Below are 19,147 nucleotides of genomic sequence, written 5' to 3' on the forward strand. Positions count from 1 at the left end.
CCCCTTTTTTACTTTGTTTTTGTTATCGAATGAACGTTTCAGGCAGATTGGCCAAAGCTTCGCTGCTTGGCCTCCCTACGAACGTTCGAACACCACTTCGCCTTCACGAATGGTGAGCACGCAATGCGTATCGTTGAGAATTTCCGCTGGTTTTGCCGTGAGCATATTGCGCGAAAAGACTGCGATATCGGCCGCCTGCCCCGGTATAAGTTTACCCTTCACCTTCTCGAGCTTTTGCGAAAATGCACCATATTCGGTATAGACCTGGAGTGCCTCTTCAATGGAAACGCGCTCACGCGCATCCATGACCGTTCCCTTACCTGTTTCGCGCGTCAGCATCGAATAGATATTAGGGTAAGGGTTGGGATGGCAAACCGGCGCATCGCTGCCTGTTGCTGGTTTGAACCCGAGGTCCTTCCACGTCTTGAGCGGGTAGCTCGACAACGCCTTTTCTTCCCCGAGCACTGAAATATAGGCATCGCCAAAGTCGTAGATGAAAACCTGCTGCGGGCACGGATAGATGCCGGCCTTTTTCATCCGTTCATGCTGTTCAGGCGTAGAGAAGCCGCAATGCTCGATACGGTGGCGGCGATCAGGATCAGGATGAGCGGCAAGCGCCTTTTCATAGGCTGTGATGAGCTGACCGATGGCGGCATCGCCAATCGCGTGACATGCAAGCTGATAACCTTTTTTATGGGCATCCAGGACAAGGGCTTCCAGTTCCGCATCAGGCAATATCTGTACGCCGATATTGTTATCGTCACCTAGATAAGGCTTGCTCATCCATGCTGTGCGCCCACCTGCCGAACCATCAAGAAATATTTTGACAGCACCAACTGTCAGCATATCGTCGCCAGCGCCCGATACCAGTCCTGCCTCGTAGCATTTTTGTACGATCGACGGCCCAGGATCGCCCAGCAACACCAGCCAAGTGCGTACCGGCAATCGTTTCTGAAGTTTCGCTAAATTGTAAGCGCGAATTTCATCAAACCCTGCAACCTGTCCGACGGCTGCATCCATAACGCTTGTAATGCCATATGAAAGCAGCAGATTGCCAGCAGCCTCAATGGCCTCGATCATCTCTACCGTAGTGGCTTTGGGGATCGCTTTTCGAACCGCACCCTGTGCGTTTTCGGCGACCATTCCGGTCAGTACGCCATTTTGCTGTTCGATCAAACCACCATCTGGCACAGGTGATTTTTCATCAATACCCGCCAGTTCAAAAGCTTTCGAATTGAAGATCGAAACGTGTCCGCAGGCACGCACCAGCATGACTGGATGGTTTGGAGCGACAGCATCAAGTTCTGATTTATGAGGATGACGACCTATATCGAGCTTGGTCTGATCATAGCCACGCGCCCTGATCCATGTCCCTGGGGGTACGGAGGCGGCCATATCGCGTATCGCAGCAAGCAGGCTTTCCAATGTGGGCGCAGCCTTCGGCGTCGCATCAAGCCATTTGAGTGTAAGCCCAACTGATATCAGGTGAAGGTGAGAATCATTTAATCCCGGGGTAGCAAAGCGCCCCTTCAGATCGATCAATTGTGTCTTGTCGCCTTTGAGAGACCAGATTTGATCTTTGTTACCAGCGGCAAGTACCTTGCCTTGCCAGATTGCCAGGGCTTCAACCGTGCCCTCTTCGTATCCACACCAGATCGTGCCGTTATAAATAATGGTATCAGCACGCAATTCGGGCATTACAACAGACATTCAGCGATCCCCTCCCTAAGTCACGCCTTCATAGAAGATGATCAGAGTTCCACTGATGGATCAACCGTTCAAGCCTTTGATGTGACAAATTTTGTGGGAGTATTTTATTCAAATCGACGAAACCACCGTCGTTTTGTTGAAACTTTTGCAAAGGTAGCGCAACTCAGAAATGGAAAGCTGAATACCTAAAGGCCTTTATTACAACACTCTATAGCCAGCTTTAGCCATGTGTTTTTGCATAGAATGCCTTGACCGCCACTTCTGCGAAGGGCAAAGCAAAGTCGCATTGTGTGGGATCAAAAGTTGAACATTCTGTTTGATAGAGCTGAAGCGAAATTTGCCGATAAGGTAGTGCTGGAGCCGCTTTCGCTCGAGCTCTCGGAACGACGTATCGGCATCATCGGCTTGAATGGTTCAGGAAAGAGCACCTTTTCGCGCATGGTAAATGGGCTTGTTCTTCCGTCGTCAGGCCGCGTCGTGACAAATGGCCACGATACCGCGAGTGATGGGGCGAAGGTTCGCGCTGCTGTTGGCTATATCTTCCAGAACCCCGCCAACCAAATCGTGCTACCGCTGATAAAAGACGATATTGCATTGGGTCTTCAATCGCGTGGGTTCAGCAAGCAGGAAACAGCCGTCGCAGTCTCAAGCGTACTGGACCGTGTCGGAATTACGCATCTGGCAGAACGCAGGGCACATGAGCTATCCGGTGGCGAACTCCAGCTTGCAGCGCTCGCCTCAGTTCTCGTTACATCTCCCGATATTGTCATTATGGACGAGCCAACCAATCAGCTCGATTTGAGAAACAGGAATATCGTCGAGCGCACTATTCGTGATCTTCAAGAGAACGTTATCGTGGTCAGCCATGATCTAACCCTGCTTTCAGGCTTCGACCGCGTACTGCTCTTCCATCAAGGCAAGCTGATCGATGACGGCCCAGCTGACGAGACGATTGCCCGTTATCTGGCACTCGCGTCATGAACTTTTATGAAGTTCGCGGCGATGGGCCGGTTCATCGAATACCGCCAGCGGTCAAGCTCATTGCCCTTTTCGGGTTAAGTGTCGTTCTGTTTATCCTTAAATCTCCTGCAAATCTCGGAGTTGTAACTTCACTTGTCGTCGCTGGCTCGCTAGTCTCGAGCCGAACCGCTGTTATCCAATGGCTAAAGTCATGGCCGCTTCTCCTGACGATTGGTGTAGTTGTCGTTTGGACCGCCTATGCAGATAGTGTTCAAGCAGCTTCCATTGTTCTGATGCGGCTAGGCTCATTGACCCTCTTTGCCGCCGTGATTACCGCCACTACGTCGATTGGTCAGTTTATTGACACGATAACCAAAGCCGCTCGACCGTTTGAGGCGATCGGCATAGGTAATGCCCGCGATATCGGACTGGCAATCGGGCTGGTGATCCGCTTTGTTCCCGAGGTGAACGCCCGCTACAGATCAGTGGCGGAGGCACATCGCGCACGGGGGCTGAAAATGCGGCTATCCACGGTGATTGTACCAATGGTAATTGGCACGTTACAAAGTGCAAACGAAATTGCGAATGCCATTGATGCCAGGTGCATTCGCAATGAACTGCGCAAACAGAATTAAGCACAGACACGAAAAACGCATAGCCGCTTAGACAACAATATGCGGCAACAAGAAGGTGCAAGACGTGCAAACGAGATCTTTGGTTATGATCGCGCTATTTACAGCAATCATCGTGGTGCTAGGTTTGATACCACCGATTATGCTCACCTTCGTTCCTGTCCCTATCCATGCACAGAGCCTGGGTGTCTTGCTCGCTGGCGTCGTACTTGGCGCACGCGGAGGCGCACTTTCGATCTTGTTGCTGATCGCACTCGTTGCAATCGGTCTACCGGTTCTGGCTGGAGGCCGAGGCGGTCCCGGTATTTTCCTAAGCCCAACAGCTGGATATCTCGTTGGTTTCCTGCCAGCTGCATTTGTGACAGGCTGGATTTCCGACAAAGTAGCTCGAGGTACCAATGGTGGCTGGAAAACGTTTGTAGGCTTTTTCTTTGCAGCGACAATAGGCGTCCTCATCGACCATCTATTCGGTGTCGCTTGGCTCATCGTCTATGTTGGCTTATCTCCGTTGGCAGCTCTCGTCGGAGACCTAGTGTTCGTGCCTGGTGATCTGCTCAAAGCAGCTATCGCAGCCTATGTGGGTCAATTCATATTCGTGAATTTCGGAAATAGGTTGCGCGAGATCTAAGCCCAGCGCACATGAATCATATGATATCAGTGTCGACAGGAACTGGTCCCCATTTCCCATTGGCTGTGATATTGGTCCAAGCGCCTACAATGTTGCGTTTGCTGCGCTTTATGGATCGCTGCAATTCACGCCCGATCAGCCTGAATAAAGTTGGACGCTTTTTAGATTTCCCTCTTACTCCAAGAGTGCTTTCAAGGCCCGCTTGTCTGCATATCGCGGGCGAACACTGATAGACAATCATGTTGCTAAACGGCCCGTCATCTGGATCAAAAAGAAAATGGTCCAGAGGTGCTGGCGTCTTCTCCATCAGCGGGAGTAGGCGCTGCGCTGCTTTTCGCGAAATGATGTAGCCCGCAGATAGCAAATGTCGCGAAAGCAGGCGCGCAATCGAATACGGTCCTTCTAGCTTTACCGTCCGCGAAATCAGCACCTGCGCTCCATGTGATTCAATTTTCACGATATCCGCATCGTCAGGAATCCAATCAGACGTCGATAACAGCCGGGCTGCTCCTTGGCTCAGCCTGACATCGTCTTCAAAAATAACTGCAAACTCATCCTCTCCAGTAGCGATTCGCTCTAAGCAACGGCGATGCGAAAGAAAACACCCGATCTCAACAGGCGACAAGGGTGCAGGCCATCGCTCACTTAATGAAGCAAGAGATTTACGCTCGACATCAGACAGCTGCCTGCCATCGACAGCAGAAACACGCTCGAACAGGATCCCATGTCTCTCAAACTCCGAGGCCATAAACTCCAGCCTATCCTGACTTCGATCAAGATTTATCAAATAGGATTTCATTGCAGATTCCATGAGTAAAATTCCGCAGTAGGTCGTCGCAATCCGTTAGTCAAACTGTGAGTTGGCGATAATTAATTTATCAAGAATCAATACAAAAAAGCGACAGTCTGGCGGGACAAAAACTCAGCTGCTAATTCGTTGGCGACGGGAAGAAACCTAAAAAATCCCCGTGTTTTCTAGTACCGTCGTGTTCGGTTCACACAGCCGCCTCTCCCTGAAGAAAACAAGCGAAACAGAGAACCGTTCCACTCGTTTTTCAGCATAATAAGCATAGTGTTTTGCGCAGGCCGAGCGAATTGCTACTTGGCCCAGCGGCCTTCATATTTGAACTCTGGAGCTTTTTGAATTTCTTCCTTGGTGGAGTTCATCACAGCAGACCATTTTTTCTCATCATCGAAGTAGGTGATATCTACAGCTTCAGGGCTCACCACAACATACTTCTCGCCCACGCCCAAAAACCCTCCTACGGACACGATATATCCTGCTAGCTGGCCCTCCGAGATAATCAGATCTTTAATTTCGCCGATGTTCGTATTGTCGCCATTCAGGATACTAAGACCAATCAGATTGTAGCTGAGCACATCGGTGGGCTTCGCCGTAACAAATACTTCCGTTTGCGTTTCCTCTGTCATCGTCGCGGTTTGTGCATTGGCGAAGGAAATCATTGCGAGACCAGCAGCGGCAGTTAGAATAATACGACGCATTATTGATTCTCCAGAACGGCATTATGACGTGGTTGTCACCATCAAAATGCGTTCGGTCGGATATTGGTTCCGATAAAACTGCTTACCAGACGACATATGCGTGTTGTTATGAGAACAAGACTCAACTGACCACCTATTAGAAAGAGGGGCCACTCTCTCAAATATACGGGCCGTAACCTTACGTTACTGGAAAGACGATAATTCTATTTAAGCACCACCTAATGCTCCGCTAGATGACACATCCTCCCCTATCAATAACTAAAGATGTTAAATCTATGAGTGATCATTACACATTGCCAGATTTGTCTGGTGTCCTTCCTGTCCGCCCGATCAAAGTAAAAAAGCATGGTTTTGCGGATAAATGGAAACTGCTGTTTCTGGCAATAATCTTCGCGCTCATATCTGTTGTTGTCATCGTTGCGTGGGGACCAGGCTTATACGCTGATTACCTCATCAAGAATGATCCACTGATCATTGAGGATGCTACTATTTTCGACGGAAACTGCCGTACCAAGAAAATGATCACCGAGTGCAAAGCGACCCTCTCCTACCGATATGAAGGTGAAAACAAACTCAAGTCCGTAGAATTTTCCTTCCTCAGCCTCTCCAGCGGCGATTATGAAACTGATGTTGTGGTTCAAAAATCGAACCCAAATAATGCAACCCTCACACTTGCGCTGGATGAGTTTTGGAACCGTCTTTCGGTCGGCGTCTTACTTGTTGGCATCATGATTGGCACCTGCATCCTCTTCATCAAGCGTTTTGTTCTGATTGCAAGCTCCATCTCCGCCTCAAAAGCGGCCTCAATGCTGCAACTATGCTGGGCAAAAATTACCTCACGCAACGAGAGCATGGGGCGGGTAAAACTTGGCTACACGCCTTTGGTGACACACCCAAAGAGGAGAACGGTCCTTGCCAGCTTTGCAAAACATGAAGTGCCTTATCTTCATTATGATGAGAAAAGCGATGAGACCTTCGGCCTTGTCGCGGTGCGCGCTGATAATACGTTGCCTGTGCTGATTGACGATCGGTTCGAAAGACTGGATTTAACCCCCTCTGAACGCGCAAGTGTAGAACAAGCGCTTACAAATCGGCTGGCTGGCTGAGAAGTCGGTTGCACGGCGATCTAGCCCCTTGTCGAAACCGTGGCCTGATACATATCCTTATACATCAAATTAGATAGGGAGACTAAAATGGGTGAAGCAGGTGTAGGCTGGATTGCTGCAATCATTATTGGCGGTCTTGCGGGCTGGATTGCATCCAACTTCATGAATAGCAACACTGGCATATTCATGAACATCATTCTGGGTATTATCGGCGCAGCAATTGCCAGCTTTATCTTTGGCTTTCTGGGCATCTCGTTCGGTGGCTGGCTCGGCTATCTGGTGGCCGGTTTCATCGGCGCATGTATCTTGATCTGGGTCGGGCGAGCGATAAGTTAGCGCCGACGTAGCAGTGAAGAAAAGCCCCGCTCAGCGGGGCTTTTCTTTGTTACGAAATTGCGTCCAGGCCTTTTTCAAGGAGAACATCAAGCTGATCGATTTCCGCCTTGGTGAGCTTGATGCCCTCGCTTTCAGATTCAACGCGCGCTTTGAACCGGCGCTGCGAAGGCAGACGTGCGCCCTGACCGACAATTGCTTCGAAGAAGCTTTCCGCGCGGGCAAATGGGTCGCCGGGGCGGCCTTTTGCGAATGCTTCAGGTGAAAATGCTATAATAAGTTCCCCGTGTACTGGCGAAAGCGTTGTAGTGCCGAGGAAGTCAAGCACTTCCGGGCTGGTCAGGTCGCCAATCATGATGGCGGCAAGCAACTCAACCATGGTGCTGATCGCAGAACCCTTATGACCGCCAAATGGCAACATGGCACCCCCCAACGCTGTTTCAGGATCGGTGGTCGGATTGCCTTCAGCATCAAGCGCCCAGCCTTCAGGTAGTTGCTTGCCTGCACGGCGATGCAGTTCGATTTCGCCGCGCGCTGCAACGGATGTGGCAAAATCGAAAACGTAAGGCGATGTTTCTTTACGCGGCCAGCCAAATGCGAAAGGATTGGTCCCGAGCAACGGCTTGTTCCCACCAGTTGGTGCTACGGTTGCATAGCTCGGACACATGACTAGTGCGGCCAGTCCTTCGGCTGTCAGCGCTTCGACTTCAGGCCAGAGTGCAGAAAAATGCGTGCAGTCATTGATGACGAGTGCCGCAATGCCATTTTTGCGCGCACGTTCGGCCAGAGCTGGGACACCCATTTCGAAGGCAGGGTTTGCGAAGCCGTAATTTGCGTTCACGCGCACGATACTGGAGGCTTCCTGAGTAACGATTTCAGGAATTGCGTCCGCTTTTACCTTACCGGCCTTGACTGTGCGAAGCGCACCCTCGATACGGTATATGCCGTGAGATTTGCAGTGATCGCGTTCACCCGCAACAATCACACGAGCGACGGCTCCAGCCTGTATAGCGTTGAGACCTGCTTTACGAAAAATCGCTTCTACGCGGTCGTGAAGCGTTGCAATGCTCAGGATAGTGGTCTCGCTCATCATGCGTCTTTCATGGCTATGCCTGACGGGAGGGCCCACAGGCAATTGATATCTGCGCACATAATGTATACAAACATTAGGCAAGTGCAATCTAGATGCGGTGGGATACTGGCTTAATTGCACGCCGATTTCTACAGGAGGATGAACGAATGGCATTCACGCCCAAAGGAAAACACCTTGTTGCTGGCGAATGGCTCGACGGAGCCGGCACATTTCAGTCTGCACCAGCAAGTGGGCCTGCCCATTCTTTCGCAGTTGGAACTGTTGATCTGGTGAACCGCGCTTGTGAAGCTGCGGAAGATGCTTTCTGGACTTATGGCTATTCGACTCGCGCCGAACGTGCAGCATTCCTGCGCGCAATCGCTGACGAAATTGAAGCACGCATTGCCGATATCGTCGTCATCGGATCGCAAGAAACCGGCCTGCCGGAAGCACGACTTCAGGGCGAAACTGGGCGCACGACTGGCCAGCTTCGTCTGTTCGCTGATCATATCGAAAAAGGCGATTACCTTGATCGTCGTTTTGATGCAGCGCTTCCTGATCGTCAGCCTGCTCCGCGCCCTGAGATTCGCCTTGTTCAACGTCCAATCGGACCTGTAGCCGTTTTCGGTGCCTCCAACTTTCCGATGGCATTTTCGACAGCAGGTGGCGACACCGCAGCGGCCCTAGCGGCCGGTTGCCCAGTTGTCGTGAAAGGCCACTCCGCTCATCCAGGCACGGGCGAAATCGTAGCTCAGGCCGTTGAAGCTGCAATCGCCAAGACCGGGGTTCATCCGGGTGTGTTCTCGCTCATTCAGGGCGGTCGTCGCGATGTTGGTCATGCGCTTGTGCAGCATCCAAACATCAAGGCTGTAGGCTTTACAGGTTCTCTCGGTGGTGGCCGTGCATTGTTTGATCTTTGCGCAGCGCGTCCGGAACCAATTCCGTTCTTCGGTGAGCTTGGTTCGGTTAATCCGATGTTCCTGTTGCCAGAGGCAATGAAGGTACGTGCCGAAACGCTCGGACAGGGCTGGGCCGGTTCGCTGACCATGGGCGCAGGCCAGTTCTGCACTAATCCGGGCATTGCCGTTGTTCTCGACGGTGCTGACGCTGATCGCTTTACGGAAGCGACTGTTGAAGGCCTCAAGAAGGTTGGTCCGCAGACTATGCTGACCAATGGTATCGCACAGGCGTATCACGACGGTAAGGAGCGTTTTGATACGCGCAATGCCGTTAAGCCTCTTTACGAAACCGAGTCATCGGGTCGCCAGGCTTCACCAAATCTGTTTGAGACGACTGGCGAACGCTTCTTGTCTGATCATGCACTGGGTGAAGAAGTGTTCGGTCCTCTCGGTCTGGTCATTCGTGTTGGTTCTGTTGACGAAATGGAAAAGCTCGCTCGCGGCTTTGAAGGTCAGCTGACGACCACTATTCATATGGATGCTGGCGACCTCGACGACGCACGCCGTCTTCTTCCAGTGTTGGAACGCAAGGCAGGCCGTGTGCTGGTGAATGGCTTCCCAACCGGCGTAGAAGTTGTTGATTCAATGGTTCATGGTGGACCGTATCCGGCATCGACAAACTTTGGCGCGACCAGCGTGGGCACCATGTCCATTCGTCGCTTCCTGCGGCCTGTTTCTTACCAGAACTTCCCGAAAGGTCTGCTGCCGGAAGATTTTGAATAGTCTTTCTTGCAGATGAAAACAGAAAGCCCCTCCATCGGAGGGGCTTTTTATATTATTCGTAAAGTGCTGCAGCTAATTTTCGGATTGCTTCCGCAGTCCTTGGGCCAAATCCCATCATGTAAGGCCCTTCCAGAACGATCAGCGCCTTATATTTGGCGGCGGGAGTTCCCTGTAGGGCTTTTACAGAGAAAGCCTCTTCGCGGGTTGGTCCGCCGTTGCCATCAGATAACATCAGCACGACATCGGGCTCAGCTTTGACCAGCCATTCTTCGGATACGGGCTTATAGCCTGAATAAACCGACAGAGGATTGATCCCGCCGGCATAGCGGATGAATGCATCGGCTGCCGTGTCGCTTCCGGCACCGCTCAGACGCGCCAGCCCGTGGAAAAATACCACCTTCTTTTGTTTATCCGCTGATATCTTGCTGGCAAAGGCTGTTGCCACATCGAAGTCTTCTACGACTTTCTGCGTTAGGGCGCGGCCTTGCTTCTCGAGATCAAGCCTCTTTGCGATGAGCTCAATCTTTTTGATCAGACCCGCACGGCTGTTATCGACCGGCACATAGAGAATTTCGATTACCGACTGGTTGAGTACATCAGTCGTTTCCGGTGGGCCGATATCTTCAGACGCAATGATCAGGTCTGTATTAAGCGTAAGTATGCCTTCAGGAGATAGGCTTCGGCGATAGCCGACATTGGCCTTGTTGGCGGTTTCGGCAGGATATTTGCTGCTCCGATCAACCGCGATAACCTTATCGCCCGCACCAAGCGCGAATATGATTTCAGTGACGTCAGGGCCAAGCGAGACAATGCGTTGTGCATTTCTGTTCTCCGCAAAGGCTGCTGATTGAGCTGTAAGCTGGAGACCAATAAATAGCATCAGTGCGAGCACGGTTTTTTCGATGCTGCGAAGAGGGTAGACCCCGATAGCGTTTGAGAAATACACGGTTGCTTGATCCATTCGATGGCATAAACTGATCAAGAAGGCCTAATTAATATGAGTATAATAATCAAGTTAATTCAGATGCCTTATCGGAGCACCTGAATTTCTAGCTTATGGTCGCTTTTGACTTGCGAGGGGAATATTTCTTCACAAGACGGAAGCTCTGTTTTGTTGTTGGGCGACCGTTGGAGTCCACCAACGCTGATAGCGCGCGTGCGTAATCAAGTACAAGTCCCGGCGTCCACGCCATAGATTCTGCGCGCTTGCGCATAAGGCCTGCAGCCCAAAGCTCAGGGAATACGATAGCCTGAAGTGCCTTGAAGACAGGCCATCTGTGTTCGCGATAAACGCCTTCCAGTGCTGCATCCAATGCATCGGCGACGGCACTTGAACAGTTCCTGTTGGTCAGGTTGTAAGTGTCGTTTGCACGATAATGCTTCCAGAATGTTTTGAGGCGTGCTGCATCAATATTATTGATTTCGACTTGCACCGTGGATGGACACCATTCGCCAGACTCGACCTCATAACTCGGCAAAAAACGACCAGCAACATTGTTGTCGGCTGTGGCACGCAAGGTGCGACTAAATTCATCTGGGTTGCGGTCGATTTCGGCTGCGGGGTAATGACTGATATAAATATCGGGAGCCATTTCCAGCGCCGCATGTCCTGTCGAGATAACTCCATTGCTGTCAACCGCCGCAATATACCGATTGATCGCTCTTTGCCGGAGCGAAGTCATCGCTGTGCCGGTGGGCGTCCAGACGTGAACGATAAGCTTTTTGCGGTTTCTGGCACTTCGCTTTCGATAGAGTTTTGCCGCGCGTTGGTTGAAGGGGTTTCTGCTGAGAATACTCGTCAGAGAGGCATCTGCTCCCAACCGCTTTATTCGAAACGCTATGCTGAGCAGGCCAACGCCAGTTAGAATGAGAACAGCACCGACATTTGTACCGACTGTCCCCTCATACCAGGTGGGCCAAGGCTGCAGTGTCGCGATTGCGAGCAAGACTTCGACGATGCCGCCAACCATACCGACTTTCCAGCGGGGATATCGCACCACCCAGGCGCTGCCGATGCGTACAATGCCGTCGATGAGGAAACATAGGCCGAACAGGACAGCAAGCGCGAAGTTGCTCGCAGGTGTCGAACTGATGATCAGAATACTTACGCCAAGAAGCGCCACGCCTTGTACGATGCGCATTCTGCGCGCCGTGCCATAGCTCGCGATGGCTGCAAAGAGGCACAATGCGGCTTCAGGCAAGAGGAAATAACCAAAAACACGAGCGGGTAAGACGGTTTTTCCGTCAAGTGCATCGATAACGATCAGTGCGCCACCGACAATCCAGAGCACAGAGATTACCAGCAAGGTTCTCCAGTGCCGCTGAATAATTTCGCGGCCCAGCAGTAGAAACAGTATTCGTATCACCCCACCACTCCGCAAACTTTCAACGCATCTGTTAATAGCCGCAAAGAGGGCAGCGTTTCAATGTAAAAGGATTTTAAATTAGCGATATCGCCATGATGCTCGGATCAATTGATTGGTCTTTAAAAGAGAAAGGCCCTCCAAACGGAGGGCCTTTTAATTTATAGCTAAGTTAAGCCTTGTACTTCTGCACTGCGCCTGGGAGCTTGCTCCATTCGGCATACCAGCTATTGAAAAGTTTGAACTGCGCTTCGACATAACCGCGCTGGCTATCAGAAAGAGCGTCGGTCTCATTGAAGTGCAGCGCATACTCCTTATCGCCCTTCAAAACCATCATATGCTTGAAATAGAGCACCAGATCTGGACCTTCATCGAAGGACGAAAGTACGGCGAGTGCCTGTTCGAGTTCAAGCGCACGCTGGCGCGCATCGGCGTCGCCTGCAGCTGCGGCCTGCGAAAGCTTGCAGAGCTGGATGACTTCCTTCGGCAGAACGTTGCCGATGCCAGTAATCGCACCGGTTGCTCCACAGTTTACAAAGCCGTGGACTACAGCCGTATCAACACCGATCATCAGCGTGACTTCATCGTCGCGGCTGGTGATGTTTTCAGCCGCATAACGCATATCTGCCGGACCGCCGAATTCCTTGAAACCAACGAGATTGGAATGTTCTGCACGCAGCGCAAAAAACAGATCTGCGCGGGTTGCGAAGCCATAATATGGGCTGTTGTAGATAACAGCAGGAAGATCGGGAGCAGCAGATAAAATGGCTTTGAAATGAGCCTTCTGTGCTGCAATCACCGAACCACGCGACAGAACGCGCGGAATGACCATCAAGCCCTTTGCCCCCACCTTCTGTGCATGCGCAGCGTGAGCAGCAGCAACGGTAGTATTCACTGCCCCTGTTCCCACGATAACCGGAATACCAGCCGCGGTCAGACGCGCCACGCCTTCCATGCGCTGTTCATCGGTCAGCAGAGGCCAATCGCCCATCGAACCGCAATAAACGACAGCCGACATGCCAGCAGCGATCAGTTCTTTGCCCTTGCGCACCAGCGCATCGAAATCGGGCGTGCGATCGTCATTGCATGGGGTCATCAGAGCCGGGATCACGCCGGAGAAAATATTGGCAGCCATCTAAAACTCCTCTCAGAGCATTTCCAGTAAAACTGCAGAGCAGCTTTGCGAAGGACAATGCAACAAAACAAAAAACAACGCGGTTGAAACTGTCGTGGCGTATTGCCTCGTATCAGCTCTCTATAACTGATATATCAGTCTGTATTTTATTTGTCGACAAAAATTAGACAGGTCTACAAACTTATTTCCAAACGGTCGTCACGCATCACCAGTTTTTGTACCTGCCGCACAATCTGCTCTGCATGTTCATGCGCCAATTGCTCGGCCAATTTCATGTCGCGCGAAGCAATTGCTGCGATCATTTCGTCGTGCTCTTCGACAAAACATCTGGGCAGGCGATCATTATAGGACTGGTAGTAAAGTCGCAGAATGCGACGCCCCTCATCGAGAAGACGCTTGAAGAGCGTGGTGAAATAGGGATTGCGGCCTGCTTCCGCGATAGCGAGATGCAATGCCGCATTGGTGGCGATCATGCCAAGCGCATCCTGTGCTTCAACCGCTACTGCGAACTCTTTCTGATGCGCGGCGATGATCTCCAGATCTTCCGGTCGATGATTCTTGGCCGCAAGTTGGGTCGTCACGCGATACATCAGCGTCAGCGCGTCGAAATACGTATGCATGTTGAGGAAGTCGATATTCGACACCATCGTTGAGCGATTGGGCAATGTATCAATAAGCCCCTCACCTGCCAGCCTTACCAAAGCCTCGCGGATCGGTGTACGAGACATTTTGAACCGTTCGGCAAGCTGTACTTCATCGATCGGGCTGCCGGGCGGCAGCACCAGATCGAGAATCTCATCACGCAGCAGATCATAGACCAATTTAACGCCTGAACCGCGCTTGCGCTCATTCGTAAGAGTAGTTTCACTGTCCGTCATCAGCCTATCCTTCTGTCGGAAATTACACGAAAGGCTCAGTTGGCCCTTTTGCAGGTTGCGTAAACCAATCAGGACCTTGAGCCGTCATGTAAATATGGTCTTCAAGACGGACACCAAACTGCCCCGGCACGACGATCATCGGCTCATTGGAAAAGCACATGCCTGGCGCGAGCGGCAAGTGATTGCCACGAACGATGTAAGGTGCCTCGTGGATTTCCAGACCCAGACCATGGCCCGCGCGATGCGGCAGACCAGGCAGTTGATAGTCTGGTCCGAGACCATGCTTCATCATGACCGCGCGGGCGGCGTCATCAAGGCTTGAACAGGCAGCACCGATTTTTGCTGCATCAAACACAGCCTGTTGCGCCTGCCGCTCAATCGTCCAGATACGTTCAAATTCAGCTGTTGGTTCATCCAGCATATAGGTGCGGGTCAAATCGGAATGGTAGCCATCGATCCGGCAACCTGTATCAACAAGAATGACATCGCCGTTGTTATAATACTGCTCGCCATCTGCGCCGTGCGGCAGCGACGTTGCTTCACCAAACGATACAATGCAGAATGTCGAGCCTCGGCCTGCGCCCAGTTCACGATGCTGCTCATCAATAAAGCGCACAACATCAGATGCAGCAATGCCCGGACGGATGAATTGATGTGCACGGCGATGCACTTCAAGTGTCAGCCCCATGGCATATTTGATAATGTTGATTTCGGCTTGCGATTTGGCTATGCGCTGTTCGCGAATGATCGGGCCAGCGTCAACCAGGCGATCTGCATCGATCTCTCTGCGCAAGGCATTATAGACGAAGAGCGGCACTGCATCGTCCACGGCAAGTGTTTCACCGGCGCACAGCAGCGTGGCGACAAGTGCGGCGCTGTTCTCTTCTTCCTGCCAGGTGCGGATTTCACCCGGCAAATGAGGAAGGCTTGCTACGCGGCTCTGCTCAAAACCCGGTACGATATAGACGATTTCGTTTTGCGTAATGACGGCACCCAGCAGGCGTTCGCTCGAATGCCAGACAAGACCAGTGTAATAAAGCAGGCTCTCGGTCGACCCAAGCAACAAAGCGCCAATCTTTTTTTCGCTCAGATTACGGCGCAAGACATTGATACGCTGCAGCCGCTCTTCATTGGAAATGCGTGGCGGTTGGGTAGTGAGAGACATTGCTTAATCCTTTCAGCCTCTGCCACAGACTCTGTGGCACACCGAAAGAATAAAACTCTGTACGCAATTTGTCGACAGGGTCAGACTTTTACCAAACCCGTCTGTTTCAGGAGCCCCATCAAGAGCAATGGCAGCAGTGTTGTCAGCAGAATCGCAATAAATGCCATCGCCATACCAAGACCAACTGAGCCCTGCTCAAACTGCCGCCATATGAAAATCGATATGGTCTGCATACCAACAGGCGCAACAAGAATTGATGCGACCAACTCGCGTGTCGCAACAGCAAATACCAGCAACATCGCTGTGATCAGGCTTGGCGCAATCAGCGGCAGCATGATGCGACGGAAAGTCGTGAAACTGCTTGCACCGCATACGCGTGCCGCAGCTTCGAGATTATCGCCGATCTGATGAAATGCGGCTGTTGCATAGCGTATTGGCTGCGGCAGAAGAATGCAGCAATAAGCAAGCAGCAGAATAAGCGGCGTATTATAAGGCGAGATCAGCAGCGATGGCTGGTTCCATGCGAGGATAAGGCCAACAGCAACCACAACACCCGGCAGCGAATTGGGCAAAACAGTAAGCACATCAAGCCAAAAGCGTCCGCGGAAGCGCATTTTTACCACCGCATAGGCGGCAACAGCACCAAGAAAACCAGTCAGCAAAGCACTTACCACGCCCAGCGACAGGCTATTGAACAAAGCGCGCATGGCTCCCGCGCTGTTATCTGCGATATCAGCAAAATTGTCGAAACCAAGATTTGATGGTGTCAGACCACCAGAAATGGTCTTTGACAGTGCGGTCGCAAGAATTGCAAGAAGCGGCACGCCTGTTGCTGCGAAGGCTATCACAGCAAACAAGATCACGACCGGGATTTTGAGCGTACCAAGTTCGCGCTTGTCTTTGTTCTGAGGTTTTCCACCGGTCGTAACATAAGACCTGCGCGTCAAAATCCAGCGCTGAAACATGAACGCTGCAAGCGAAAGGCAGACCAAAGCCAACGAAAAGACCGCAGCTCCCGAAAGGTCAATCGGCCAATCGGAGATTCTAAGATCGATTTCCGTAACCAGAACTTCAAAGCCAGAACGGCTACCGAGTGCCGCCGGGGTTCCGTATTCCTCAATGGCTGAAGCAAAAACGAGCAACAGGCTTGCCGCTAGCCCCGGTGTTGCCAGTGGCAACGTGATTCGGAAGAACGAGCGCCAGGGCGACGCACCGAAAACACGCCCTACATCCGAATAGCGCGCGCCGACCGCTTCAATAGTGCGGGACACAGCGAAATAGACCAGCGGGAATGTGTTGAGCGCCATGACGAATGTCATGCCCGCGAGCGAAAACAGAAATGGCGCAAGATGGTAGCCCGCAAGCTGCTCGAAATAACCGCGCGGCTGTAATGTCATGATCCAGCCAAGCGTCGCGATATAGGGCGGGATCATGAAAGGCACCAGCATCAACACATCCCAGACCAGCGCGAACGGCACCTTATAAAGCGCTCGGAACACCGCTAGAGGCACAGCGATCAGCGCAGACAAAGCGACGACGCAAACGCCGAGCAACACAGTGTTCCCAGTCATGCGTAAGAGTTTTGGATCTTCAAAAAGTGCCGGCAGATGCACAAACGGTGCGGTCAGCACGCCCTGGCCGATCTGCGGGAAAATTGCCTGCAGAACAATGAAAATAAATGGAACTGCAACGACAATCGCGAGTCCGATGACAGCCACAAAGCCCAGGGGATTTGCAGCATTAGCGGTCTTTGCACTCATGATTGCCTCTGTGGTCGTCGAGCAACGACCGCAATATAGCCGCCAGCTCATAATCTATTGAATAGAATAAGTAAGCGGCTCTCCCTGACAATCAGGAAGAGCCGCAATCTGATTATTTCTTCGCGCCAAAGACCGCGTTGAATTCTTTCAGTGTTTCATTGCGCTTGCCGTAAACAGCTGCGGCGTCGATCTTCAAAATCTTCAGATCGTTAATCAGCGGGCGGTTTGCAGCAACGTCAGAACGCGCAGGCATCAGATAGGTGTCAGCCACCATCTTCTGACCTTCATCCGACAGCATGTAGTCGACGAACTGCTTGGCTTCGTCCTGGTTCTTCGACCACTTGAGGATCATGGCCGGGCGCGGTGCGATAACAGTGCCAGATGCCGGGAAGATGACATCGATGGCTTCGCCCTTGGCCTTGCCTGCGAGCGAGATGTAATCGACTGCACCAAATACTGCGGCCTTAGCACCCTGAAGCACAGGATTCAATGCTTCGGCATTGGCACCAGCAGCAGTTGCGCCGTTTTCATGCAGATGCTTGAACAGATCCCAGCCCTGCGTCTCTGCAAGCGCTGCAACAAGCTCAAATGTTGCTCCTGACTGCGATGGATCAGGCAAATTGACCAGATCCTTGTATTCCGGCTTGGCCAAATCGGCCCACTCGGTTGGCTTCGGGGTCTTGCTGTTCGGGTTCCATGCGATGCCTAAAGCCGAAACGCCCTGTGCAACAGCGGTTTCATTCTTCAAGAAGTCAGGAACCTTTTCGGCGTTCGGGCTTGTGTAAGCCACGAGCCAGTCGCGCTTTGCAAAGTCGGTTGCGGTATCCCATGAAGCCGAAATCAGCACATCTACGACAGGATTGGCAGCTTCGGCTTCAATACGCGCCATAACCTTGCCAGTCGTTGCCTGAAAGACATTGACTTTCGTGCCGGTCTTGGCGGTAAAGCCTGCAGCAAGGCCTTCGATCAACTTGCCCGGACCTGCCGAATAAACGGTGATGTCAGCAAAAGCTGCAGTGCTGGTCAGCAGTACTGCTGCGAATGCCATTGTGGCACCGATAAGGGACTTCTTCATAAATCTCTCCTGAGATGCAGTGACGTGAAGTGATTGTTACGAGAACCAGCGCAGCTGATCTGTATCGATGGCAATGCCAACCGGCATACCAGGCGAAAGCTTGCTATGATCGAGATAGGTCAGCTCGTGTCCGGCATACTGTGACCCAATACGAACCGTCGTCAGATGGCCGTCTCCGCGAAAATGGGTGCGCAAGACAGTTGCCGGAATTGCCGCATCATCGATCGCAACACTTCGCACCGAACGAGACGGCAGAAGGACGTGCGTTGCATCGGCAGGCATGGCAGCGTGGCTCAGCCGGACTTCGGTTTGCGAAATGCGGTAGAAGCTATGTTCGCGTTCTACCGGCATAACACAGCCAAGACGCAAGAAATCCGCTACTGCCGGTGTTGTGGGATGTGAGACGAGCAGTTCGGGCGCCGCAAGCTGTTCGATAACCCCTGCCCGCATGATAGCCACCTGATGGGCGAGCGAGAATGCCTCGCTCTGATCATGTGTTACATAGATTGCTGTCAGACCGAGATTTGCGACAAGCTGCCCAATCTCACTAACCATGTTTTCTCGCAGCTCACGATCAAGATTGGATAGCGGTTCATCGAAAAGCACCAGACCCGGTTCGGCAACGATAGCACGCGCAATGGCGACACGCTGCTGCTGTCCCCCGGACATATCGCTGATGGAGCGATCCCCGAAACCTGTAAGACCAACGCGATCAAGCGCCGATTTAACCCGCTTTTCGCGTTCCGCACGTCCGATGCCGCGCATCTCCAACGGAAACGAAACATTTCCATAGACCGACATATGCGGCCAAAGCGCATAATCCTGAAATACCATGCCAAGGTGACGCTTTTCCGGCGGCGCAAATGTGCCACTCGTCGCATCAGCTACTTTTATACCGTTGATCGTTATGGAGCCCTTGGTTGGGACAAGCAGCCCTGCTACCAGCCTGAGAAGCGTTGTCTTTCCACATCCTGAAGGCCCAAGCAACGCAAGCGTCTGCCCCTTTTGCAGAGTCAAATCGATGCTCTTGAGGATCGTGCTGCTGCCATAGGCGAGACTTAACCCTTCAGCCCTAACGGCAATGTCTACGTGTATTTTAGTTTCATGTAACATAAGCGCGCAATCTGTATGGTTTGCGCGCTTTT

The 19,147-nt window shown here is 52.0% G+C and carries 18 protein-coding genes; 6 read left to right on the forward strand and 12 right to left on the reverse strand.

Going from position 1 to position 19,147, the window contains the following annotated elements; genetic code table 11:
• Positions 1 to 75: 75 nt before the first annotated feature.
• Positions 76 to 1,698, reverse strand: a complete 1,623-nt coding sequence (locus OIV19_RS09305) for an amidohydrolase (RefSeq protein ID WP_498831040.1) — start codon at positions 1,696 to 1,698, stop codon at positions 76 to 78.
• A gap of 315 nt (positions 1,699 to 2,013) precedes the next feature.
• On the opposite strand from OIV19_RS09305, the gene OIV19_RS09310 reads away from it, so the two are divergent.
• The 3 genes from OIV19_RS09310 to OIV19_RS09320 all read left to right on the forward strand — a co-directional run bounded on the left by OIV19_RS09310 (position 2,014) and on the right by OIV19_RS09320 (position 3,930).
• Complete coding sequence (locus OIV19_RS09310) at positions 2,014 to 2,691, forward strand: ABC transporter ATP-binding protein (protein ID WP_264231408.1); 678 nt, start codon at positions 2,014 to 2,016, stop codon at positions 2,689 to 2,691.
• Complete coding sequence (locus OIV19_RS09315) at positions 2,688 to 3,305, forward strand: energy-coupling factor transporter transmembrane component T (RefSeq protein WP_264231409.1); 618 nt, start codon at positions 2,688 to 2,690, stop codon at positions 3,303 to 3,305. The genes OIV19_RS09310 and OIV19_RS09315 overlap by 4 nt, the downstream gene beginning before the upstream one ends.
• A 64-nt stretch (positions 3,306 to 3,369) precedes the next feature.
• Positions 3,370 to 3,930 (forward strand): biotin transporter BioY, encoded by a 561-nt coding sequence (locus tag OIV19_RS09320; protein WP_498831037.1) that lies wholly within the window; start codon positions 3,370 to 3,372, stop codon positions 3,928 to 3,930.
• A 16-nt stretch (positions 3,931 to 3,946) separates the two neighbouring features.
• On the opposite strand, the gene OIV19_RS09325 is transcribed toward OIV19_RS09320, so the two are convergent.
• Together OIV19_RS09325 and OIV19_RS09330 are read right to left on the reverse strand one after the other, a co-directional pair.
• Positions 3,947 to 4,729 (reverse strand): glycosyltransferase family 25 protein, encoded by a 783-nt coding sequence (locus tag OIV19_RS09325; RefSeq protein ID WP_264231411.1) that lies wholly within the window; start codon positions 4,727 to 4,729, stop codon positions 3,947 to 3,949.
• A gap of 299 nt (positions 4,730 to 5,028) precedes the next feature.
• Entirely contained in the window at positions 5,029 to 5,433 is a 405-nt protein-coding gene (locus OIV19_RS09330; protein ID WP_151091765.1) for a PRC-barrel domain-containing protein, read from the reverse strand.
• Positions 5,434 to 5,666: 233 nt separating this feature from the next.
• On the opposite strand from OIV19_RS09330, the gene OIV19_RS09335 reads away from it, so the two are divergent.
• On the forward strand, positions 5,667 to 6,539 hold the full coding sequence (locus tag OIV19_RS09335) for a hypothetical protein (protein WP_264231412.1): 873 nt from the start codon (positions 5,667 to 5,669) through the stop codon (positions 6,537 to 6,539).
• Between the two features lie 87 nt (positions 6,540 to 6,626).
• The gene (locus OIV19_RS09340; protein WP_095444706.1) at positions 6,627 to 6,875 is read left to right on the forward strand and encodes a GlsB/YeaQ/YmgE family stress response membrane protein; all 249 of its coding nucleotides are present in this window, start codon (positions 6,627 to 6,629) and stop codon (positions 6,873 to 6,875) included.
• A gap of 49 nt (positions 6,876 to 6,924) precedes the next feature.
• Here OIV19_RS09340 and OIV19_RS09345 read toward each other — a convergent pair whose 3' ends face one another.
• Positions 6,925 to 7,962, reverse strand: a complete 1,038-nt coding sequence (locus OIV19_RS09345; RefSeq protein WP_264231532.1) for an Ldh family oxidoreductase — start codon at positions 7,960 to 7,962, stop codon at positions 6,925 to 6,927.
• Positions 7,963 to 8,111: 149 nt separating this feature from the next.
• Between OIV19_RS09345 and OIV19_RS09350 the strand changes: the two genes are divergently transcribed.
• Positions 8,112 to 9,626, forward strand: coding sequence for an aldehyde dehydrogenase (NADP(+)) (locus tag OIV19_RS09350; RefSeq protein ID WP_264231413.1), 1,515 nt, complete (start codon positions 8,112 to 8,114; stop codon positions 9,624 to 9,626).
• 52 nt (positions 9,627 to 9,678) lie between these two features.
• On the opposite strand, the gene OIV19_RS09355 is transcribed toward OIV19_RS09350, so the two are convergent.
• The 8 genes from OIV19_RS09355 to OIV19_RS09390 all read right to left on the reverse strand — a co-directional run bounded on the left by OIV19_RS09355 (position 9,679) and on the right by OIV19_RS09390 (position 19,115).
• Positions 9,679 to 10,587, reverse strand: coding sequence for an ABC transporter substrate-binding protein (locus OIV19_RS09355; protein ID WP_264231414.1), 909 nt, complete (start codon positions 10,585 to 10,587; stop codon positions 9,679 to 9,681).
• Between the two features lie 88 nt (positions 10,588 to 10,675).
• Positions 10,676 to 11,932 (reverse strand): HdeD family acid-resistance protein, encoded by a 1,257-nt coding sequence (locus tag OIV19_RS09360; RefSeq protein WP_264231415.1) that lies wholly within the window; start codon positions 11,930 to 11,932, stop codon positions 10,676 to 10,678.
• A gap of 229 nt (positions 11,933 to 12,161) precedes the next feature.
• On the reverse strand, positions 12,162 to 13,124 hold the full coding sequence (locus OIV19_RS09365) for a dihydrodipicolinate synthase family protein (protein WP_264231416.1): 963 nt from the start codon (positions 13,122 to 13,124) through the stop codon (positions 12,162 to 12,164).
• Between the two features lie 173 nt (positions 13,125 to 13,297).
• Entirely contained in the window at positions 13,298 to 14,002 is a 705-nt protein-coding gene (locus OIV19_RS09370) for a GntR family transcriptional regulator (protein WP_264231417.1), read from the reverse strand.
• Positions 14,003 to 14,024: 22 nt separating this feature from the next.
• The gene (locus OIV19_RS09375; protein ID WP_264231418.1) at positions 14,025 to 15,167 is read right to left on the reverse strand and encodes a M24 family metallopeptidase; all 1,143 of its coding nucleotides are present in this window, start codon (positions 15,165 to 15,167) and stop codon (positions 14,025 to 14,027) included.
• An 80-nt stretch (positions 15,168 to 15,247) separates the two neighbouring features.
• Positions 15,248 to 16,927 (reverse strand): ABC transporter permease, encoded by a 1,680-nt coding sequence (locus OIV19_RS09380; protein WP_264231419.1) that lies wholly within the window; start codon positions 16,925 to 16,927, stop codon positions 15,248 to 15,250.
• 112 nt (positions 16,928 to 17,039) lie between these two features.
• The gene (locus OIV19_RS09385) at positions 17,040 to 18,002 is read right to left on the reverse strand and encodes an ABC transporter substrate-binding protein (RefSeq protein ID WP_264231420.1); all 963 of its coding nucleotides are present in this window, start codon (positions 18,000 to 18,002) and stop codon (positions 17,040 to 17,042) included.
• Between the two features lie 36 nt (positions 18,003 to 18,038).
• The gene (locus OIV19_RS09390) at positions 18,039 to 19,115 is read right to left on the reverse strand and encodes an ABC transporter ATP-binding protein (RefSeq protein ID WP_264231421.1); all 1,077 of its coding nucleotides are present in this window, start codon (positions 19,113 to 19,115) and stop codon (positions 18,039 to 18,041) included.
• Positions 19,116 to 19,147: the final 32 nt, after the last annotated feature.

The organism is Brucella sp. HL-2 (assembly GCF_025846885.2).
GTDB lineage: Bacteria > Pseudomonadota > Alphaproteobacteria > Rhizobiales > Rhizobiaceae > Brucella > Brucella quorumnocens.

Excerpts from the sequence above, each read along its gene's own strand:
- OIV19_RS09305 (WP_498831040.1), bottom strand. The coding sequence starts at position 1,698 with ATGCCCGAATTGCGTGCTGATACCATTATTTATAACGGCACGATCTGG.
- OIV19_RS09315 (WP_264231409.1), top strand. The coding sequence starts at position 2,688 with ATGAACTTTTATGAAGTTCGCGGCGATGGGCCGGTTCATCGAATACCG.
- OIV19_RS09325 (WP_264231411.1), bottom strand. The coding sequence starts at position 4,729 with ATGAAATCCTATTTGATAAATCTTGATCGAAGTCAGGATAGGCTGGAG.
- OIV19_RS09330 (WP_151091765.1), bottom strand. The coding sequence starts at position 5,433 with ATGCGTCGTATTATTCTAACTGCCGCTGCTGGTCTCGCAATGATTTCC.
- OIV19_RS09335 (WP_264231412.1), top strand. The coding sequence starts at position 5,667 with ATGACACATCCTCCCCTATCAATAACTAAAGATGTTAAATCTATGAGT.
- OIV19_RS09340 (WP_095444706.1), top strand. The coding sequence starts at position 6,627 with ATGGGTGAAGCAGGTGTAGGCTGGATTGCTGCAATCATTATTGGCGGT.
- OIV19_RS09345 (WP_264231532.1), bottom strand. The coding sequence starts at position 7,962 with ATGAGCGAGACCACTATCCTGAGCATTGCAACGCTTCACGACCGCGTA.
- OIV19_RS09350 (WP_264231413.1), top strand. The coding sequence starts at position 8,112 with ATGGCATTCACGCCCAAAGGAAAACACCTTGTTGCTGGCGAATGGCTC.
- OIV19_RS09355 (WP_264231414.1), bottom strand. The coding sequence starts at position 10,587 with ATGGATCAAGCAACCGTGTATTTCTCAAACGCTATCGGGGTCTACCCT.
- OIV19_RS09365 (WP_264231416.1), bottom strand. The coding sequence starts at position 13,124 with ATGGCTGCCAATATTTTCTCCGGCGTGATCCCGGCTCTGATGACCCCA.
- OIV19_RS09370 (WP_264231417.1), bottom strand. The coding sequence starts at position 14,002 with ATGACGGACAGTGAAACTACTCTTACGAATGAGCGCAAGCGCGGTTCA.
- OIV19_RS09375 (WP_264231418.1), bottom strand. The coding sequence starts at position 15,167 with ATGTCTCTCACTACCCAACCGCCACGCATTTCCAATGAAGAGCGGCTG.
- OIV19_RS09380 (WP_264231419.1), bottom strand. The coding sequence starts at position 16,927 with ATGAGTGCAAAGACCGCTAATGCTGCAAATCCCCTGGGCTTTGTGGCT.
- OIV19_RS09385 (WP_264231420.1), bottom strand. The coding sequence starts at position 18,002 with ATGAAGAAGTCCCTTATCGGTGCCACAATGGCATTCGCAGCAGTACTG.
- OIV19_RS09390 (WP_264231421.1), bottom strand. The coding sequence starts at position 19,115 with ATGTTACATGAAACTAAAATACACGTAGACATTGCCGTTAGGGCTGAA.